Below are 17109 nucleotides of genomic sequence, written 5' to 3'. Positions count from 1 at the left end.
GTTATGCGTCCTGGGTCTTGATGTAGTCGGGCTGAGACTTGTCGTCCATGGAGAAGCCCTGGTTGGCTACGGCGGCCTGAGCGAGCGCAGGCTCGGTAGCGACGGGAGTCACCGAGCCGAACAACTCCTTCCGCTCGGCGACGGCGCGTGCGGTCATCTCGTCGGTGGTGCCGAGACCGATTGCATGGCGGGCCAGTTCGGTGATGGAGCCGCCGGGGTCGGTCGAGATGCGCTGCATCGTCAGCAGCTTGATGAGGAACAACGGCGTCCCCTGGAACCTCTCGAACGACCTGAACCGTCCGGCCCAGTCGCTGAGGAACCGGTCCTGGACGAACTTGAAGAGCCGCACCTTGTCGTGCGCGCTCAACGTCGTGCCGTGGAACATCTCCAGAAGCCTGGTGCCGATCTCGGGAACCTCGAAATCCTTCTCGCTCGGCGACAACACCGCTGAGCGGCCGCACATCTCCACGAGCTTCTCCGTCAGCCGGCTCACGTTCTCGAGGTAGTGCGCGCGGCCGAAGTCGTAGAAGATGTTGTTCGGCTTGCACAACCCCCTGGGCGTCACGAACGCGGTCGCCTCCGAAGCGATACTGAAGGCGCGCAGCGTCTCGTGGAAGCGGACGAGGTCGGCGATGTCGGAGCCCACGACCGGGTGCTGAGCCGTTCCGGTCGACTGTGCGATGAGGACCGCCAGTCCGGTCATGAGCTCCGCGTTCACGATCATGTGGTGCAGGGTGTCGGCGTGCTCGAAATCGAACGTACGCTGCGCATACAACCTGGAGTGATCGACGTCGCCCAGGTGGTAGATGTGCTCCCACGGGATGAAGACGTCATCGAAGTACGCCATGGAGTCGAGCTCGTCGCCGAGGCTTGACAACGGCCGCTCGAAGACGGACTCGGCGGGTGTGGCGTTGGAACGGCGTCCCACGTGCGTGATGTTCGGGTGGTTCACCGGGACGCTCGCCCAGATGATGTGCTCCGGTTCCGTCCCAGGCTTCACTATGTTGCCGAGCAGTATCGTGTCGGCAAAGATGACCGCGGTGGAGACCCCCTTCCAGCCGGCGACCACGATGCCTTCGTCATTGCGTTCGTTGACGCGGAGCATCGGGTTGCGTGCGGCCACCGAGGGGTCCGAGCGGTCCCGCTGCACGTCGTTGAGCAGGGGGACCGTCCAGAGGTCCGCGTCGCGGTTGGCCTCGAAGTCCGCGATGATGTTGCGGGCGAGGTCGACGGTCGCGGGCGTGTCCTTGGACAGCTCAGCCCAAGGGGCGGTGTCGTCCACAAGGGCGTACCAGTTGCCGTTGTTGCTCTGGGGGAGGCGGCCGAACGCGCCGCCTCCAAAGCTGCGGATCACCTGGTTGGCGTAGTCGCGCCGTCGTTCGAGGTCGCGCTGGTTTCGCGGATACAGCCAGCCGATCGGGCGTCGCGTGCCGTCCTCGTCGACGAAGGTCAGGGAAGCCTGGTTCTCGGGCTCGTGATGCATGTCGTAGAAGCGCGCGGCCTGCGCGGCGTAGCCACGGGTCAGGGGATGCTTCGTCACATCCTCGATGCGCTCACCGTCGATGATGACGTTACGCCCGTCACGCAGAGATTCCAGGTACTCCGAACCGGTCCTCATGGTCATGCCTCCAGTTCTCCAGGGATGCGGCTCATCGTCGTGATCAAGGCGTTAACCATCCGCGAGACGGTGTTAGCTTGGCGTTTGACTGCGCTCTTGCTTGAGGTTCGTCAGCTCGCTGGCGGACCGTTTCCGCACGTTGGCAGCGGAGATTCTGCTAGTGGACGTCGGGGTGCCTGGCCCGGTGCTCTTTCTTCGAGCCGGGAAGCCGTCCCCGCCCTTGGCGAGCACGGTTTTGGTGCGGCCGCCGGGCAGGCTGGATCGCGTGGAGGTTGCGAAGCCACCCGGCACGCGAGCCGGTGTGAGGTGGCGGGGCTCGGCCGGCCGCTCCACGGGCTGATCGACGAGATCGTCCACGGGGGCGCCCGGCGGATGCTCGTCGCAGCGCTGGTCGCCGAAGTCAACCGGTACATACCCGAGTTGCCTCGCCCAGACGGACGACACCGGGCGCCGCCTGGTGGTCCGCGACGGCCACAACCGGCCATGCACCGTGACCACCGCCGCACGTCCCCTAAAGGTCACGGCCTCGCGCGTGAACGACAAGCGTGTGGACACGGCCACTGGCGAGCGAACGCGGTTCTCCTCGAAGATCCTGCCGCCGTGGTGCCGCAAGTCGCCCAAGGTCAGCGAGGTGCTGCCGCTGCTCCACCTGCATGGCCTGTACGTGGCGGAGCTTCGGGGGCGGTCCAGCCGAGACATCACATGGTGCCAGGGTGTCCAGCAGCGGCGGCCAGTTCGGAGGAGATCGCGATGTGTGCGTCGAACGGTACGCCCGTCTGGAGGCTGTGGTGGCGCTCTGGCCAATCAAGCGCATCCGACGTGTTGCTCATTGCCTGATGCGCTGGTGACTGGTGGCGATCCGTCGTCAGACACCAGGGAATCCGCCGACGACACCGACTCGGCGGAACTCTGCACGAGTGCCAACGTGCCGCGCCACAAGGCTGGATGATCTATCGGCACACGCGGTGTCACAGGCATCAGGGCTGGTCAGGCACCCACGCAAGCGGCTGAAGAGCCCGAAAATCGTTCCACTCCTATCGGCGCAGCTGCATGACGAGCCGCCGAACCTCGTCGGACGGTGGCACACCGAGTTCCCGCATCCGCGCGACGTACCGTTGGTAGAGCGCCAGCACAGCGTCATCGCTGCCGCTGGCATGCGCCAGACTGATGGCGAGCTGCCAGGCCTGCTCGCGGTACGGATCTTCAAGAAGCACGCGGTCCACCAGTCCCTTTGCCTCACGATAACGGTTCATTCGATACGCGAGCTTGGCTGCGTCGACTCGAGCCGAGGTGAAGGTCTCAGCCAGGACTTCGCGACGCTCGGCAACCCAATCCCCTGAAGCCGTCGCCAGGTAGGGCCCGCTCTCAGCAATGCTGAGGGCGTGCGACAGCGTCTGGAGACGAACCTCTCCATTCTGTCTCCCAGCCTGGGCCAGGAGGTCGACTGCCCGTTGTGCCGAACCCACGGCCCACGCGGGGCCGACCAGTTGAAAGACATCGCCGTGCTGCGCCGGACCCAAGCCGTCAGGCAGTACCTCACGAAGCCGGAAGAGCGCCTGCCGCAGATAGCTGCGGCAGGCAGCATCGTTGCGGCCGCCGAAGAGCACCCCGAGAAGCTCTTCACGTTTAGCCCTACGGTCGGGTGTCCAGAGCAGGTAGCTGAGCAGCTCGATACTCTTCGTCAGCCGAGGCCGAGCCACGTTTCCGTCGACGGTGAGGGTCGGCGCGCCGAACTCCTCGAGCACGAGTCGGGGCGTACTCACGTTCACGCGTACGCGATGTTGGCCCGATAGGACGGCGAGTATCTCGTGCCAGGGTGACATGCGACTGGATTTCGTGTCCGCCGCTCTGGCCGCAACCGACGGCACGTCCGCCAGGGCTGTGAGCAGCAAGTGCTGTGTTCCGTGCGTCGAGGCGGAGACCATCGCAAGGTCGGCCGTGGCGTCGGACTCATCCTCGAGTCCGAGACGCCATTGCGCCTCGGACAGGTATACGGCAACCGTCGGGAGATCGAGATGACGGTCTCCCTTCTGCATGCTCCGCAGGCATTCCGCGAGGTACTCGTGCCCCTCGGCATCCCTGTTCTGCAGCAGAAGCGACAGACCCGACCACATCAGCCACGTCTCCCGTGTGAGGACATACTCGGAGGCTCCGCTGGCAGTTGCCTCTGCCAGCACACGGTTGGCACGTTGGGTGTCACCCTTGAGCCGCAGCCACAGCTTGGCTTCAGCGAGAAGGCTCATGTTCTGATATACCTTCGAGCCGGTTGCCGCAATGAGCTCTCGCCCCCGCGCGATGGACGCACAGGCCTCGTCTTCGCGGCCAAGATCAAGCATGAGATCGACGGCGTCGACGGCATGCAACCAGACCGGCTGGGACGAACCACGGCGAGGCTCGTACATCGCCATCGCGGCGTCCAAGCGCCCGGTGGCGCGTAGCGCGGCGACGACCCAAGGGCCGCCGAGTACGGTGCGCCACGGGTCGAACGAGCCTGGTGCGTCGAGTCCGTCAAGGCGACCGCGGAAGAAGGCAACGCGCATCAGCAAACCGTCGAGTGGGCCGGAGGGCATCGTTGAGTATTCCGGGAAGGGTGGCGGCTCCTCTCCGGTTGCGCCCGCGATCAACGAGTCGGCGATGCGCCGGCTCCGACCCGGTGGCAACTGCTCGGCGATGACCTGCGCCTCCTCGATCCGCCCAGAGTGCCAAAGACACCAACAAGCCAGGACACGGGCCTCCTCGGAGTCGGGAGCCCCCAGTTCTGGAAGCCAGTCATAGCCGTGCCGATCGATGAACTCAACTCCGCGACCCCATTGCTCCAGTGCGAAGGCAACGCGCAAGACGACGGATCCGATCTCCGGAGTCGGGGTCCGGACGGACGCGCCCAGAGCATCGAGCCAACGTGCCGCCGGCGCGAAGTCCATCCGCGCAACCAGGCTTGGCAGGGCGTCGGCGGCCAACCGCCCGGCTGCGTCCAAGTCCCCGAGCCGAAGCAGCTCATCGACGGCTTCCTCGCGCGCGCCGTTGGCGATCAGGACTTCTACGTGTCTGCGACGAACCGCGTCGAGCGTCGTGGCATCTTCCCGTCCCAGGGCCTCGAGCAGAAAGTCGCGAAACATCGGGTGTGGCGTCATGCGCGAACCGTCAGGGGACCACGTCACCGGAAGATGCCGGGCGCGGAGGCCCGCCATGACCTGCGCCGCGTTCTCCTGCCCCAAGACGCGGGCACCCTCAACCGATACCTCGTCCAGCAGACTGGTATGGAGGAGGAACGTTCTCTCAACCAGGGAGAGCGAGTTGAAGACGTTCGCTGCGACATAGGACCTCAGCATGTCGGGATCCGGCTCGCGAGACTGCGTGTGACGCCAGCCCTCGAACAGGACGCCAGTGACCCAGCCCCCTGTCGCCGCCACCGCCTGGGCCGGGTTCACGTCGACGCGGCCGACGCTTCGCAGTGCTGCGCCGGCTTCCTGAGCGTCGAATGAGAGATCGCCCTCGCCCAGCTCACCCACCCGGTCACGCTCACTCGTCGAGCCCCAGTCGAGTCGGACGTCGACGCGCGAGATCAACACGAGGTTCACGCCGGACGCCAGGTAGCGCGCGAAATACGACAGCACGGCGACGCAGGCCTCGTCGGGGGCGATTCGCTCCACGTTGTCGCACACAAGAATGAGCCGACTTCCCTGGAGGCTTTCCGCCAGCAGTCCGGCTGCCTCACCGATGTGAAGACTGCTGCTCAGGGCATCAAACGCCACATCGGCTGCGCTGGGGACGGCGCCCTCGACTGCCGCTTCGAGGTACACGAGCAGGCGGCCCGGCGCCTGCTCCGTACCGTCGAGGGACAGCCAAGCAACGGGCCTGTCGAGGTCACTGACACCCAGAGCGACTGCCGTGGTCTTACCGGCCCCGGCTGCCGCAAAGACATTCACCACGGTGTGGCGGTCGAGCAGCTTTCTCAACCGTTGACTGAGCCGCTGGCGTACGACGATGTCTTTCGACGGCTCCGGCGTTGCCAGTTTCCGCCTGATGATTGCGCGATGCTGTCGACCTGGCGTCTTCGAGATGCTTGGTCGATCGGGGTCGTAGTCACCCATCAATCCTCGCGCCCTTCGTACGCCTCAGTGCTCATCCAGGAGCTTGCGCCAGTCGTCCGGGACGAAGTACCCGTCCGAAGTGGGAGGGGGCGGCGACTGCACTTCGATCCAACGGGCGGACCGGTCACGTTCGTTGACGAATCCATGTGTGCCTTTTCTGCCTGCCCACACCAGATCGCCGGTCTCGATGACCTCCTCCTTCCCATCGAGGGTCCCTCGCTTTTCGCCGGAGGTGATGCAGTAGATCTCCTCGAACGGGTGTTGGCAAACCTTCGCCGCCCGGCCCGGACTGCGGCGCGACGACTCCTCGAAGGGCCCGACGAAGCGATGCCGGAGGTCCGTCTCCGACGGTCGACCGAGATTCTCACCCGGAGCGGGCTTGGTGGCGACGCTGTGACGGGCTCCGGCGAACGACGGCGGCTTCGGTGCGCGAACGCCGGGCCGCGTGAGTCCCTCACGGCGGACTGCGGATGGGCGACGCCGACGGGCGCCACTCCGTAGTCGCCGGATCCGAGTTCGTAGCGCAGTCCCGCAAAGACAGCTTCGCCGATTCCGCCCGTGATGAACCACGACTCGTCGAACGGGCAGCGGGCCCAGCCCGTCGTCGCCCCGGGCCCCGGCTCGTACAGGCTCACTTCCTGGTGCGCAGCACCATGCTCATGCCCAACCAAGAGCGCCTGCCGAAGACCCGGCACGCCCTCGACATCGATGGACTTCCCATCCGCCGCACGTGCGATGCAGTAAGCCATCTCAACCTCTCCGATCACACACGCGAAGATGCCCGGGGCGGCAGGCCCAGCTGCTGGATGATCCTCGTCGGACCTCTGCCCGAGGGAATGCTGAGGGCTGCGGTCCGCAGCCGACAGCGGCCACGAACCGCCTGCCAACGCACCGTCGTCGGCTCAGTGGACCCGCGAGTCCTCGAGCCGCACGCCGTCAAGGCTTCGGGCGTACCCGGGCTGCTCGGCGTAGGCCGTCACCTCGGGGCCCAGGGCTCCGGGAGGCCACGGACCCTTCGAGCAGGCCGTGTGAGCGCCCCGGAGTATGACGGCTCCGAACGCTTCCTCGTGTGCATCCGAGTGCTGAGCATCGGGACACAGATCGCCAGTTCGCATACAATGCCACCCTCTCCGTTCACTCAAGCCATCGTGCACGGACTGTTCTTGTCGGGTTCGTCATTCCACGTTCCGCTCGACACGACGTCGCCAGGAACTGCTGCGAACCCGCTTGTGAACCTGAGCTTGGCGCGTGGGAAGCTGGGAAATCAGCGCCACAGTCAGTGACCGTTCGAACTGCTCGATCACAATCGACGAAATTGCATTTCGTCGTGAATGGGACACTTGCTAGGACCGTTGATCCCTTCAAGTTTAGCCGGGGGATGTTAGTGGGGCGTTAATCGCAACGAAGACGCCGTAAGCAATGCCGTTGGGGAGTCTTGTAGCGGGGCATTGTGAGCTGGCCGGACAGGTTGATCTAGTGATCTCGGACCCGGCGCCGCGGCCCTCGTACGAGGAGTTGGCCTCGCCGGGGGTGGAGGTAGCTGCTGGTGTCCGCTCAGGCGGAGCGGATCGCGGAGTTGGAGCGGCGGGTCGCCTCCGACTCGCGCAACACCTCCAAGCCGCCGTCGAGTGACAGGCTGCGTAGAAACCTGGGCGCAAGTCGCTGCGACAGCGGTCGGGCCGCAGGCCCGTCCAGGCTCAGGGAGATCCGGGCGGAACACTGGAGCAGGTGGCCGATCCGGACGTGGTATTCGATCGCCATCCTGACGCCTGCTCCGACTGCGGGGCCGGACTCGTCGGTGGACGACGTACGGGCTGTCGAGCCCGGCAGGTCTTCGACCCGCGACCTGCTCGAGGGCCTCGCACCCCTGCGTGGTCGCCGAGCCGCGCGCCCACCGCCGACGTCGCTCCGATGATGTTGCCCCTACCTGGCCAAGGGCCGCCTCGACGTCACCGGTGCCCGCTGGAGCCTGTACGGCGGCGAGGCTGTCCTCCTCCTGTGCGCCGTGATCGCCAACGGCGACTTCAGAAAGTGCCGGCAGTTCCACAAGCGCGAGTACCACCGAGTCCATGCCGGCCGCTACCAAGAGCAATTCGCGCGGGCCGCTTGCGTTGACCACCAGCGCACCTAAAGGAAACGCACCCTTTGGAAAATGCGAGGTGGCCCGACAGTCGCCTGTGAACCCAGCGTTAGCCGTACTTGCGGTGGCCTCAGCGCTTCAGATCCACTCTCCGTACAAGGGATGAACCGCTGACTGGAGGATTCGAACGTGGCGCAGGTTGAATTTCGGACGGCCGCAGGGCTTTTGTGACAGGCAGCGGTCGAGGGATGGGCCGCGCCATCGCACAAGCTCCGCTCGAGCGTGGCGTCAAGGTGGCGAACTCCGTCAACAGTGTGCCGAAACAGACGTGCATGCGTGGCAGTACGGCCTCGGCATCGTCGTGAACAACGCAGGGCCGCAGCTCACGCCGGCCCCTGGACAAAGTCGACGAGAAGATCATCGCGTCAGCCTGCGACACAAATCCCAACGAATTGAGAGGACTCGGATCATGAATAGCGTGGACAGCGTCTGGAGCGGCGGCGTAGAGCAAGAAGTTGTTGGTGGTACCGCCGTCTTGACCATTCACAATGGCGAGCGGAACCTGCTGAACCCAGGCATCCTCACAGACATCCGCACCCGCCTGCAAAAGTGTGACGACAACCCGGACATCCGCGCCGTCCTGCTCACCGGTGCAGGTGAGACCTTTTGCGGTGGTCTCGACGTCGCTGCTATCAAAGCGGGTGCAGATCCAGCCCTGTTCGGCGAGAGGCTGACGGACACCCTCCGGATTTTCCCTCGTCTTGGTTTGTCGGTCGCGGCTGCCGTCAACGGCGACGCGCTCGCCGCAGGCGCCTCGTTCGTCGCGGCCTGCGACTTCGCCGTAGCAGTGGACAGTGCGCGAATCGGCACGTTCGAGGTCAACACCGGTAGGTGGCCGATGATCGCGCAGGTGCCCATCATTCATCGGCTTGGGCCGCGCCTGGCGATCGAGAACATCGGTTCCGGCGAGCCGTTCACCGCCGAGAGGGCCCGCGAGGTCGGTCTCGTGCAGGCCGTGGTCGAGGCCGGCCGAGCAGCTGTGGTCGCTCAGGAGTGGCTCGACAACGCACTGAGGGCGGCCAGCGCAGGTGCTCCTGGCCGGCGCTCCGTCTACGAGTTCGCATCGATGTCATACGACGACGCGCTCGACGCGTCGCTGCCACGTTTCATCGAGATGTTCGACTGAGGGTTGTCCCGGCGAAGATGGCGTTCGTAGCGGGGGCTGAGTCGGCGGTCTCCGGACAGCCACGACATGGTGCGCTCGATGACCCAGCGGCGTCACCCCAATCGTTCGCCGGATTCGACGCCCTTGCGGGCGATGCGCACCCCAATGCGCTTGCCGCGTTTGGCCCTGGCGTGCGCTGTGTCGAGGACAACGCGGGTGACGTCGACCAGGTTGGCGTCGTCGAGCCGGTGCAGCACGGCCCTCGTGCAGGCGACCCCAGACGCCGGCCCGGGACCAGATCAGGAACCGGCGATGCGCCGCCGACTTCGATATGCCGAAGCAGGGTGGCAGAGCCCGCCAGGCGTGGCCGCTGACCAGCACGTGGATGATGGCCGCGAACAGCGTCTCATCGTCCTCGCCCCGTCCTCATACGGCGCGGCGTGCGCGCCCGTCCACCTGGTGGTGCGGGCAACGCACCCCGTCGCTGCGACGGCGAATCTCCTTGTTCAACCGCTCCCGCGGGGCGTTGCACCCGTGGCGCCCGCTACGGCATCGGACTCGGTCTCATCTGGGCGGAGAAGTTTTGGCCATGGGTCGCGGGTGCCACCCGCGTCGGGAGAGCGAGGCTGCCGTCACAGGTCCCGCCGAATGTCGCCGTGGCGCTGGCAGGTGACCTTGCCGGTGGCGTCGCTGTACATCGGCCACTTCATGAAGGTGCGGGTCGCGGGACCGTACTCGCCGTCGACCGTCACGCCCGCCAGGGTCTGCGCCCGTCTCAGCGCGGCCTCTGTCCTGTCACCGAATGCACCGTCCACGGTGAGGCCCGCGGTGTAGCACCTGTTCAACGCCCGCTGCAACACCTCGACACCACTCAACGGGTAGGCGAGGGTGCCGTCACCGTTCGTCAGGTAGCAATGGATGCCGATACTGAACCCGACCTCCGCCGGCAGCATCACTTTGAGGTCGCTGTTCCCGATCCGCTCGTGCAGCCAACGCCCCTGGCAGTGCACGTAATTGCCATGTGCCGAGGCGGCTGGCGCCATGGTGACGGCGCCCCCGAGCAGGCCAGCGAGCAAAAGCCCGGTGGCGAGAAGGCCGGATGGGCGTGTTCGTACGCGAAATCTCACGCTTCCCCCTATTCGAGTAGATCTACCTGACGAGACTGATGGTCAGGCCGTCTGCCTGTGCAAAGGCTCACCGGCCACCGGCAGGCTCTTGGTGCTACGACGTCACACCGGGTCGGGTTCTTGCACTGCCACGGGCACGACGACCCACCGCTACTGCCACGCAACTGCCGCTTCATGGCCTCTGCGTCTTCGGACCGAAGAGGCCATCGATGGCGGTCCCCGAGAAGCCCGGCACGTGACCTTCCTTCCTCTGGCCTCGCCCATCGACCTTAGGGTCGTCGCGGGCTTCGGACTTTGTCATCCGTGCAAGGAACCTTGTCAGTAGTGCACCGCCTCAAGGTGGCGCCGCAACAGGCGCGGGCCCTTGCGGGTGCCGGTCGAAGCCGTTGCACAGCGGGAGAGAAGCGCGCCAGACTGCTGTCGGGAACCGTCCGTGGTGAGGGGTGACTTGTGGGGGAACGGACCGAGGTACGGTCAGGCCGGCTCTGTGACCGTTGCAGACAAAGGTCCGCCTCATGAGCCCGGTCCTGGACACCGCGTTCATACCGCCGCGAGACCGGGAGGAAGTGGTCCGCAACGCGGTGTGGGAATCCATGGTGGCGGTCGACATCGACCACGGCCCGCCGGCAGAGGACATCTCCGTTCGCATCGGGCTCGGCACTGTGGGGCCCATCAGGATCTGTTCGGCGTGGGCGACCGCGGTCACCCTCCGTCGGACGGAGCGGCTCGCCCGGGAGGACGAAGAGCCGGCCGTCACTCTCGGAGTTCAGATGACGGGCAGCAGCTTGGTGGTGCAGAACGGTCGCGAGTGCCTGCTCAGGCCTGGGGAGTTCGCCGTCTACGAATCGATCGCTCCCTACACACATCTCTTCGATAAGGGAGTCGACTACCGCTTCATCCGTTTCCCCCGCTCGGCACTCGCGCTCCCCGACCGGATGCTACGAGACATCACCGCGGTCTCCCTGGGATCGGACAACCCCGTTGCGCGCCTCGCCTTCACCTACTTCTCCCAATTGGCTGTCACCGACGAGCTGCACCAGGGCGTGCACGCCGACGCCGCAGTGCAACCCAGCGTCGAACTCCTGCGTGCCGTACTGATGTCCCAGCACAGCAACGACAGCCTGGCCAAGGAGCCGCTTGAGGCGACACTCAGCCTGCGAATCACTCAGTACATCCAGGCGCACCTGGCTGACCCCGATCTGTCGGCAGCACGGATCGCCGCCGCACACAGCATCTCCGTACGTCACCTCTACGCGGTGCTGTCCCGCTCAGGAATCAGCCTCGGAGACTGGATCCGCACCCGCCGCCTGGCCGAATGCAGACGAGAGCTGGCCGGCCCGAACAGCCGACTACGGACCATCGCAGCCACAGGACGAAAATGGGGCTTCGTGGACGCAACCCACTTCAGCAAGGTGTTCAAGCAAGCATACGGAATCTCGCCTCGGGCCTGGCGCGACCAGAACCACCCCCACTCCCCCGCCTGATCCTCTCCACGCGGCCGCGCCTCGCATGACCGCCCCCGGAACGCCCGGTCCGGCGGGGCCGCGATCAGGCAACCAGCGCCAGTCCTCCAGTTTCGGCGTCCTCCGCGGTCATGGCACCGTCTCGGCCCCGACCACGGTCCTGCGCGCAACCACAGGCCAGACCACCCCGGGCCACAGCACTGCGATCCGGCGAACGCGCAGCCCAGCCGTTGACCGCGCCATCCGGGAGCCCACGCTTGCGCCATCGGTGCGGGGATGCGGCCCATGCGGGCCCCCTCGTCCTGCAGGCGAGCGGCCGGGCCGGGAGGACCTGTCCACGCTGGGCCCTGCTGCGTGCCGTCGGCTCCCGTTGCGCAGCGCCCTGAACGCGGCGGGTGGAGGTCGTAGTCCACACGCACCCCGCGCCCCCGTGTTCCGCGAGCCGGACCGGAGGCGCACCCGTGGCCCGACCTAAGCTCCATCCCGTGGACCTACCTGATGATCTGATCGCGTTGGAGCGCGCCGCAGAAGAGCAGCGCGCGAAGCTCGCCGGCCTCGACGGCGCCGAGTACGACGCGCAGCACCAAGCGTGGCGGAAGGCGGCCCAGGCGGCGCAAGCGGCGATCACCGACTACGCCAAGACAGCCGGCGAGCCCCGCTCGTCCGTCGAGATGGCTCTGAAGGCGGCAGTCCGGCACACCAGGGAGGACCCGGCGGAGTAATCGGCACGCGTCGACATCCGGTACTCGCCTGCCGGGACTTCCCGCTCACGCGGCTCGGACATCACCCGCGCCGAACAGCACAGGGTCAGCACAGAACGCGACGCCGAAGGTCGCGGCCCGGCGGTCAGCGTCGGGCAGGCACGTCCCCGACCGGGGGCACAGGCCACGACGGGCGGCGTTGACGTCGCGCCATGACGCCTCCGCCTGTAGCGCCACCGCGCACGCTTCACCGCACCCGCTACGGTCTCCCGCCTGACATGACTACGCCAGGCAGTATGCGCTGGCGAAGCGACATGGGGCAGAGCCGGGACGTCGGGGACGCCGATGGCCGGCTGACGGCGCAGCTGGGTCGGCTATCGACCGGCCGGCAGATAGGGGCTTCAGACGATGCCCACGTTGGATGCAGCGAGAACGCGGACGCGCAGCTGTCGGTACTCACAGCTCATCAGTAGCCGCGTTCGGTGGCCACGCTCCCCTGGCATGGTGAGGCCCGGCCACATACGCTCGCGGCCGGGGCCAAGTCGGCGGCTGATCAGGACTCGGGGCAGAGCGTCTTGCGCAGCCCGAAGTTGATGTGACTTCCGTCGTCATCGGTCAGCGTGACGCCGTCGTAGGAGAACCGCTGCGCAGCACTGTGGTCCGGGTTCGTGGCGCCGCCGTCGAGGGACACGCACTGGTTCCGGGCCGCGTCGATGGCCTTGTCCTCGTCGCGGATGAGGTTGCCATTGACGTCACGGATGGCAGCGAGGACGGCGTCGCGCTCGGCGCCGGTGGGCTCGGGTGGCATGCCGACGTCCTTGGCGGCGCCGCTGTTGTCTGCGGCAGTCGACGCCTCGGATGGTGTGCTCTTGCTGGTGTCGGCCTTGGCGTCGCTGGCCGTGTCGCTGCTGCAGCCGACGACGGTGACGGCAAGTATGGCGACGACGGCCGCGGTGGTGGTGCGGATGCGCATGATTCCCCCTGGTGCGATGCGAGTAGGGACATGGTGCGGCAGGTGGGCCGCTGGGCCTGCAGCGGTGATGGAGTTGTGACGTACTGCGGACGCATTCGAAGCAATCCGCTTCCCGTCGCGGTCGCTGCCTCAAGGACGGATTGCCGTACTGGTGCTCGCGATGCTGCCGCCGCGGGTTCCCGTGAGGATGAGGCGAGGCAGTCAAACAAGAAACGAGTCCGCCGCTACGGGGAAGCGGCGGACCACCATCTGTGTAGTGGCTCAGCCGCACGCGAGCACCCGGTCACGGCTCGGTGGCGGTCAACTGATCGGTGGCAGGCCGCCGAGCCGCACCCAGAGCCCGCCAGACTGAGCGCCAGCAGGCGCTACCCGAGTCTGGGTGGAGAGGGCGGCGATCACGCTTGGGGCTCCGCGGCTTCCGAGGCCGCAGCACCGGTCAGGAGGCGTACGAAAAAGCGGGAATCAGCAGTAGGGGGAGGGTGAAAGCCAGCTGCAGAACCCAGGGAGTGTCCGGCCCTTCATTGTCCGCTTTTCGGGGTTCGCCGCCTTCCAGGCCATGAAAGTACGCATCGCCTTCCAGTGGCCACGGCGCACAGGGCGGAGCCCACCAGTGCGGCGCAGTACACGGGGAGCCACTCAACCAGGGACTCCCCATAGGGGCGGGAACAGACCCACCAGGACCAGGAAGTCGCCGCCGGACCGCAGGAGATGATGATCTTCTGCCGTCGATTGACCATGCCCGGAAGCATCAGAGTGACGAAGAGCGCCGCGCTCAGGGCGGCTAAGAGCCACCGGAAGGTGCCCAGACCGGTGCCGTGGGGTTGGCCACGTTCGGCGATCACCGGTCGGATGCCCCGCTCACTAAGGAGGCGGCGGTACTTGTCATGGTCGTAGCCGCGGTCGGCGAACAGCATGTCGGGCCGTCTCCGCGGTCGTCCGACAACCCCGGCCACCGCCGGGATCTTGTCGAGCAGGAGCAGCAACTGGGTTACGTCGTTGCGGTTGCCGCCGGTCAGCGACACGGCGAGCGGGATGCCCTGGCCGTCGGTGATGACGTGGTGCTTGCTGCCCGGGCGTGCGGGATCGACCGAACTGCGCCCGCTTTTGGGCCTCGCCGGGCCGCTGGAAAAAGTTGTCGTCGCGGCAACGCTAGAACTCTATGAAGGGGCCACTTGCAGCAGCAACGACAATGACGGTGAAGACTATCGGGTGACGTCGGTTGCCCAGGGTCAATCGCGGAAAGTGGACCTTGCGGTGAACACTCTCGAATGGGGATCGGACGACGAGGCCCGTGCGAGCTTCTTCGTGATACACCGGCGAACCCCTGCCGTTCGGCGCTTCCTGGCTTGATCTCTGGAGGTTGTCTCACGTGGCAAGTTTCGCGAGCTTCTTCTAGCAGGTCAGGGCGGCGGCCATGGCCAGGCCTCGGCTCTGCCAGTCGTTGCGGACCACGTACGGGACTTGAGACCACGAGCAGCCCATGGCAGCCTCATGCCGCATGATCGATGGATTCGCGAAAGACAACCTGCACGGGAGACTGCGGCGGGACCGCAAGGCGCTGCTCTGGAAACTCGACGGCTTGTCCGAATACGACGCCCGCCGACCCTTGACAGCGACCGGGACCAACCTCCTCGGCCTGGTCAAACACGTGGCCACCGTCGAGGCCAGGTACTTCGGCGAGGTCTTCGACCGCCCTTCCCCGGAACCGCTGCCCCGGTGGCAGGACTCCGACGGCAGCGATCTGTGGGCGACCGAGGACGAGACCCGCGATCAGATCATCGGGTTCTACCGGCGCACGTGGGAACACTCCGACGCGACGATAAACGAGCTTCCCCTCGACGCCCCCGGCCACGTGCCGTGGTGGCGGGAGCCCTCTCCCAACACGAACCTGTTCGCCGTCATGGTCCATGTCCTCGGCGAGACCATCCGGCATGCCGGGCACGCCGACATCCTGCGCGAGGGCCTCGACGGCCGGACCGGGTTGCGCGCCGAGAACGAGAAGCAGATCGACGAGGAAGCCCGTGCGGCCCACCGCACGAAGATCGAGCAGGCCGCCAGGTCGGCCGCACCAATCAAGGCTTAGAGGTCGTCTCACGTGACTTGATGTTCGTGCGGCATGATGCCGGTCGTGGGCGCTCATCCATCGAAGCGTCTGGTTCCTGATGAACTCTGGTAGCCGTCCGCCCCGTTGCTGCCGTCGTTCGCTGCTCGTCCGCAAGGTGGTGGGACCGCTCCGTGTGACGAGCGGGCCGTGTTCACGGCAGTGGTGTACGCGCTGACCAGCGGCTGTGCCTGACGGCGTCTGCCGCCGACGTTCGGCACGTCGCCCGCCACCGCGCATCGCCGCTTCACGGTATGGACCGAGGCCGGCCTGTGGCGTCGGCTGCACCGGGCGGTGCTGGACGAACTCGGGGCCCGGCGAGGTGGACCGGACCTCGGCGGTCGTCGACGCGGCCTCCGTTCGCGCCAAAAGGGGGGATCGCTGACCGGGCCGAACCCGGTCGATCGCGGCAAGAAGGGCAACAAGCTGCGCGTGCTGTCCGATGCCCAGGGCATCCCGCTCGCCGTCGCCGTGTCCGGCGCGAACACGCACCACAGCCTCGCCCTCGAACCGCTCATCCGCGGCATACCCGGCGTCCGGTCCCGCCGGGGACCACGGCGGCGCCGACCCGTCAAACTCCGCGCGGACAAGGCGTACTTCTCCGCCGAACACCTGGCCTGGCTGCGCGAGCGCGGGCTCGTCGCGCGCACCGTGTACGGCAGTTACCGAACCGGGCGATCACGACGAGCCATTCGACACCGGACGTCAAAGATCAAGTCAAATCGGGTTCCCGCTCAGGGCGCATAGGGAAACTCGGCGAATGCAGTGTTGTCCGTTATCCCGTTGTACGTGAATTGGCCAACAGCCTGATTGTTCCCCAATACCAGACTCGTGGTTCCGCCGTAGCACGCCGCTACCCTGCCGGGGGCCAGGTACATGAGAGCGCAACCGTAAGTTTTGTTGGACCATAGGCTGGACACCTTTGCGTTCTCGAGCCCGACCGTCACAGTCGCGTTGTTCCGCACGATGAGGACCGGCTGCGCTGTTCCGTTGGTGGGATGCGGGACGATGCACGTCTGAAAGAGCACCTTGGTCGAAACCTCGTGGTGCGTGGTCGCGCTACATTCCTGACCCTGTACCGGGGTCCAGTCCTGCCACCACGGGTAGGCGGAAGCCGACCCAGAGGTGAGAATGACCGTGCTGAGAGCGGCAGCGATGACGACACAGAACTTGCGAAGTTCCAGTAGACGCATGTGATTTCCCTTGATTGCAGGGGGTGGAAAGGTCTCGATGGCGGCCTGATCCTAGATGGGCAGGGCGCTTCAGCACCATGGGGTAGCAGTACTGCTCCATTCGAGACGCCAGCCGCCAGGCCACCAGGAGCGGGGCGCGGGCGGCGAGCAGTGCGATCAGCTCGTGGCGCCGCCGTCGCAGGGTCGACTCGGGCACGCCACTGCCGCCCGCCGGGCCGAGCAGGCAGCAGCATCGCCATCACGGTCAGCGCTCCGCTCCGGCGGCAGCGACCGGAACAGGCAGCCACTCGCCTTCTGTTGGGAACAGGGCAGGTTCGCGAGCCAGACGCTGGTGCCCGTGGACACGTTCAGTTTGCACTGGGAGACAAGGGAGAGCGGCGGCGGGGACGGCCACCAGCTCTGCTGGGCGCCGGCGGCCGCCCCGGACCTCCGGGCGGTCCCATGCCGTTCGAGTACGCACGAGCTGGTGGGCCTGGCAGCGGGCACCATGTCCCCACTCGTACCTAGGTGTATTGCCCTGTGAGGTTGGGGACGCGGCTGGCGGGTGGTTGGCCCTTCAGCGCGGTGTGTCCGCGGTGGTGATTGTAGGTGTGCAGC

General features: G+C 66.5%; 13 protein-coding genes and 3 pseudogenes. 8 read left to right on the top strand and 8 right to left on the bottom strand.

Annotated features, from left to right (window positions below; translation table 11 throughout):
- Window position 1: 1 nt before the first annotated feature.
- Window positions 2-1624, bottom strand: a complete 1623-nt coding sequence (locus ACFV6X_RS33980; protein ID WP_385390150.1) for a 4-hydroxyphenylacetate 3-hydroxylase N-terminal domain-containing protein — start codon at window positions 1622-1624, stop codon at window positions 2-4.
- A 300-nt stretch (window positions 1625-1924) separates the two neighbouring features.
- Between ACFV6X_RS33980 and ACFV6X_RS33975 the strand changes: the two are divergent.
- Window positions 1925-2279, top strand: a pseudogene (locus ACFV6X_RS33975) (IS256 family transposase); the annotation flags it as partial.
- Between the two features lie 373 nt (window positions 2280-2652).
- Here ACFV6X_RS33975 and ACFV6X_RS33970 read toward each other — a convergent pair.
- The gene (locus tag ACFV6X_RS33970; protein ID WP_385390149.1) at window positions 2653-5709 is read right to left on the bottom strand and encodes a BTAD domain-containing putative transcriptional regulator; all 3057 of its coding nucleotides are present in this window, start codon (window positions 5707-5709) and stop codon (window positions 2653-2655) included.
- A 24-nt stretch (window positions 5710-5733) separates the two neighbouring features.
- Window positions 5734-6279: a cupin domain-containing protein gene (locus ACFV6X_RS33965; RefSeq protein WP_385390148.1), complete on the bottom strand. Its 546-nt coding sequence runs from the start codon at window positions 6277-6279 to the stop codon at window positions 5734-5736.
- 976 nt (window positions 6280-7255) lie between these two features.
- On the opposite strand from ACFV6X_RS33965, the gene ACFV6X_RS33960 reads away from it, so the two are divergent.
- Both ACFV6X_RS33960 and ACFV6X_RS33955 read left to right on the top strand, forming a co-directional pair.
- Window positions 7256-7624, top strand: a complete 369-nt coding sequence (locus ACFV6X_RS33960; RefSeq protein ID WP_385390146.1) for a DUF6444 domain-containing protein — start codon at window positions 7256-7258, stop codon at window positions 7622-7624.
- A 643-nt stretch (window positions 7625-8267) separates the two neighbouring features.
- On the top strand, window positions 8268-8975 hold the full coding sequence (locus ACFV6X_RS33955) for an enoyl-CoA hydratase/isomerase family protein (RefSeq protein WP_385390144.1): 708 nt from the start codon (window positions 8268-8270) through the stop codon (window positions 8973-8975).
- Between the two features lie 11 nt (window positions 8976-8986).
- On the opposite strand, the pseudogene ACFV6X_RS33950 reads toward ACFV6X_RS33955, so the two are convergent.
- Window positions 8987-9365 (bottom strand): annotated as a pseudogene (locus ACFV6X_RS33950) (transposase); the annotation flags it as partial.
- Window positions 9366-9586: 221 nt separating this feature from the next.
- Complete coding sequence (locus tag ACFV6X_RS33945) at window positions 9587-9997, bottom strand: peptidoglycan-binding domain-containing protein (protein WP_385390143.1); 411 nt, start codon at window positions 9995-9997, stop codon at window positions 9587-9589.
- 599 nt (window positions 9998-10596) lie between these two features.
- Here ACFV6X_RS33945 and ACFV6X_RS33940 point away from each other — a divergent pair.
- Together ACFV6X_RS33940 and ACFV6X_RS33935 are read left to right on the top strand one after the other, a co-directional pair.
- Window positions 10597-11565, top strand: coding sequence for a helix-turn-helix domain-containing protein (locus tag ACFV6X_RS33940; RefSeq protein WP_385390142.1), 969 nt, complete (start codon window positions 10597-10599; stop codon window positions 11563-11565).
- Window positions 11566-12029: 464 nt separating this feature from the next.
- Window positions 12030-12266: a hypothetical protein gene (locus tag ACFV6X_RS33935; RefSeq protein WP_385390140.1), complete on the top strand. Its 237-nt coding sequence runs from the start codon at window positions 12030-12032 to the stop codon at window positions 12264-12266.
- Window positions 12267-12798: 532 nt separating this feature from the next.
- Here ACFV6X_RS33935 and ACFV6X_RS33930 read toward each other — a convergent pair.
- Together ACFV6X_RS33930 and ACFV6X_RS33925 are read right to left on the bottom strand one after the other, a co-directional pair.
- Window positions 12799-13218, bottom strand: coding sequence for a hypothetical protein (locus ACFV6X_RS33930; protein ID WP_385390139.1), 420 nt, complete (start codon window positions 13216-13218; stop codon window positions 12799-12801).
- Between the two features lie 761 nt (window positions 13219-13979).
- Window positions 13980-14339: pseudogene (locus ACFV6X_RS33925) on the bottom strand (transposase); the annotation flags it as partial.
- Between ACFV6X_RS33925 and ACFV6X_RS33920 the strand changes: the two are divergent.
- The 3 genes from ACFV6X_RS33920 to ACFV6X_RS33910 all read left to right on the top strand — a co-directional run bounded on the left by ACFV6X_RS33920 (window position 14251) and on the right by ACFV6X_RS33910 (window position 16066).
- Entirely contained in the window at window positions 14251-14568 is a 318-nt protein-coding gene (locus ACFV6X_RS33920) for a hypothetical protein (protein WP_385390138.1), read from the top strand. The pseudogene ACFV6X_RS33925 and the gene ACFV6X_RS33920 sit on opposite strands and share 89 nt — an antisense overlap.
- Before the next feature lie 148 nt (window positions 14569-14716).
- Window positions 14717-15301 carry a DinB family protein gene (locus ACFV6X_RS33915; protein ID WP_385390137.1) on the top strand — a complete coding sequence of 195 codons (585 nt, stop codon included), beginning with the start codon at window positions 14717-14719 and terminating at the stop codon, window positions 15299-15301.
- A 312-nt stretch (window positions 15302-15613) separates the two neighbouring features.
- The gene (locus ACFV6X_RS33910) at window positions 15614-16066 is read left to right on the top strand and encodes a transposase (RefSeq protein ID WP_385390135.1); all 453 of its coding nucleotides are present in this window, start codon (window positions 15614-15616) and stop codon (window positions 16064-16066) included.
- On the opposite strand, the gene ACFV6X_RS33905 is transcribed toward ACFV6X_RS33910, so the two are convergent.
- Complete coding sequence (locus tag ACFV6X_RS33905; RefSeq protein ID WP_385390133.1) at window positions 16054-16512, bottom strand: hypothetical protein; 459 nt, start codon at window positions 16510-16512, stop codon at window positions 16054-16056. The two genes, ACFV6X_RS33910 and ACFV6X_RS33905, sit on opposite strands and share 13 nt — an antisense overlap.
- Window positions 16513-17109 lie beyond the last annotated feature (597 nt).

The organism is Streptomyces sp. NPDC059861 (genome assembly GCF_042731435.1).
Lineage (GTDB): Bacteria > Actinomycetota > Actinomycetes > Streptomycetales > Streptomycetaceae > Streptomyces.
This window is presented reverse-complemented; position numbering and strand designations above follow the sequence as displayed.

What these genes read in the sequence shown, in the direction of transcription:
- ACFV6X_RS33915 (WP_385390137.1), top strand. Translation starts at nt 14,717, where the DNA reads ATGATCGATGGATTCGCGAAAGACAACCTGCACGGGAGACTGCGGCGG.
- ACFV6X_RS33945 (WP_385390143.1), bottom strand. Translation starts at nt 9,997, where the DNA reads ATGGCGCCAGCCGCCTCGGCACATGGCAATTACGTGCACTGCCAGGGG.
- ACFV6X_RS33970 (WP_385390149.1), bottom strand. Translation starts at nt 5,709, where the DNA reads ATGGGTGACTACGACCCCGATCGACCAAGCATCTCGAAGACGCCAGGT.
- ACFV6X_RS33920 (WP_385390138.1), top strand. Translation starts at nt 14,251, where the DNA reads ATGCCCTGGCCGTCGGTGATGACGTGGTGCTTGCTGCCCGGGCGTGCG.
- ACFV6X_RS33940 (WP_385390142.1), top strand. Translation starts at nt 10,597, where the DNA reads ATGAGCCCGGTCCTGGACACCGCGTTCATACCGCCGCGAGACCGGGAG.
- ACFV6X_RS33905 (WP_385390133.1), bottom strand. Translation starts at nt 16,512, where the DNA reads ATGCGTCTACTGGAACTTCGCAAGTTCTGTGTCGTCATCGCTGCCGCT.
- ACFV6X_RS33930 (WP_385390139.1), bottom strand. Translation starts at nt 13,218, where the DNA reads ATGCGCATCCGCACCACCACCGCGGCCGTCGTCGCCATACTTGCCGTC.
- ACFV6X_RS33980 (WP_385390150.1), bottom strand. Translation starts at nt 1,624, where the DNA reads ATGACCATGAGGACCGGTTCGGAGTACCTGGAATCTCTGCGTGACGGG.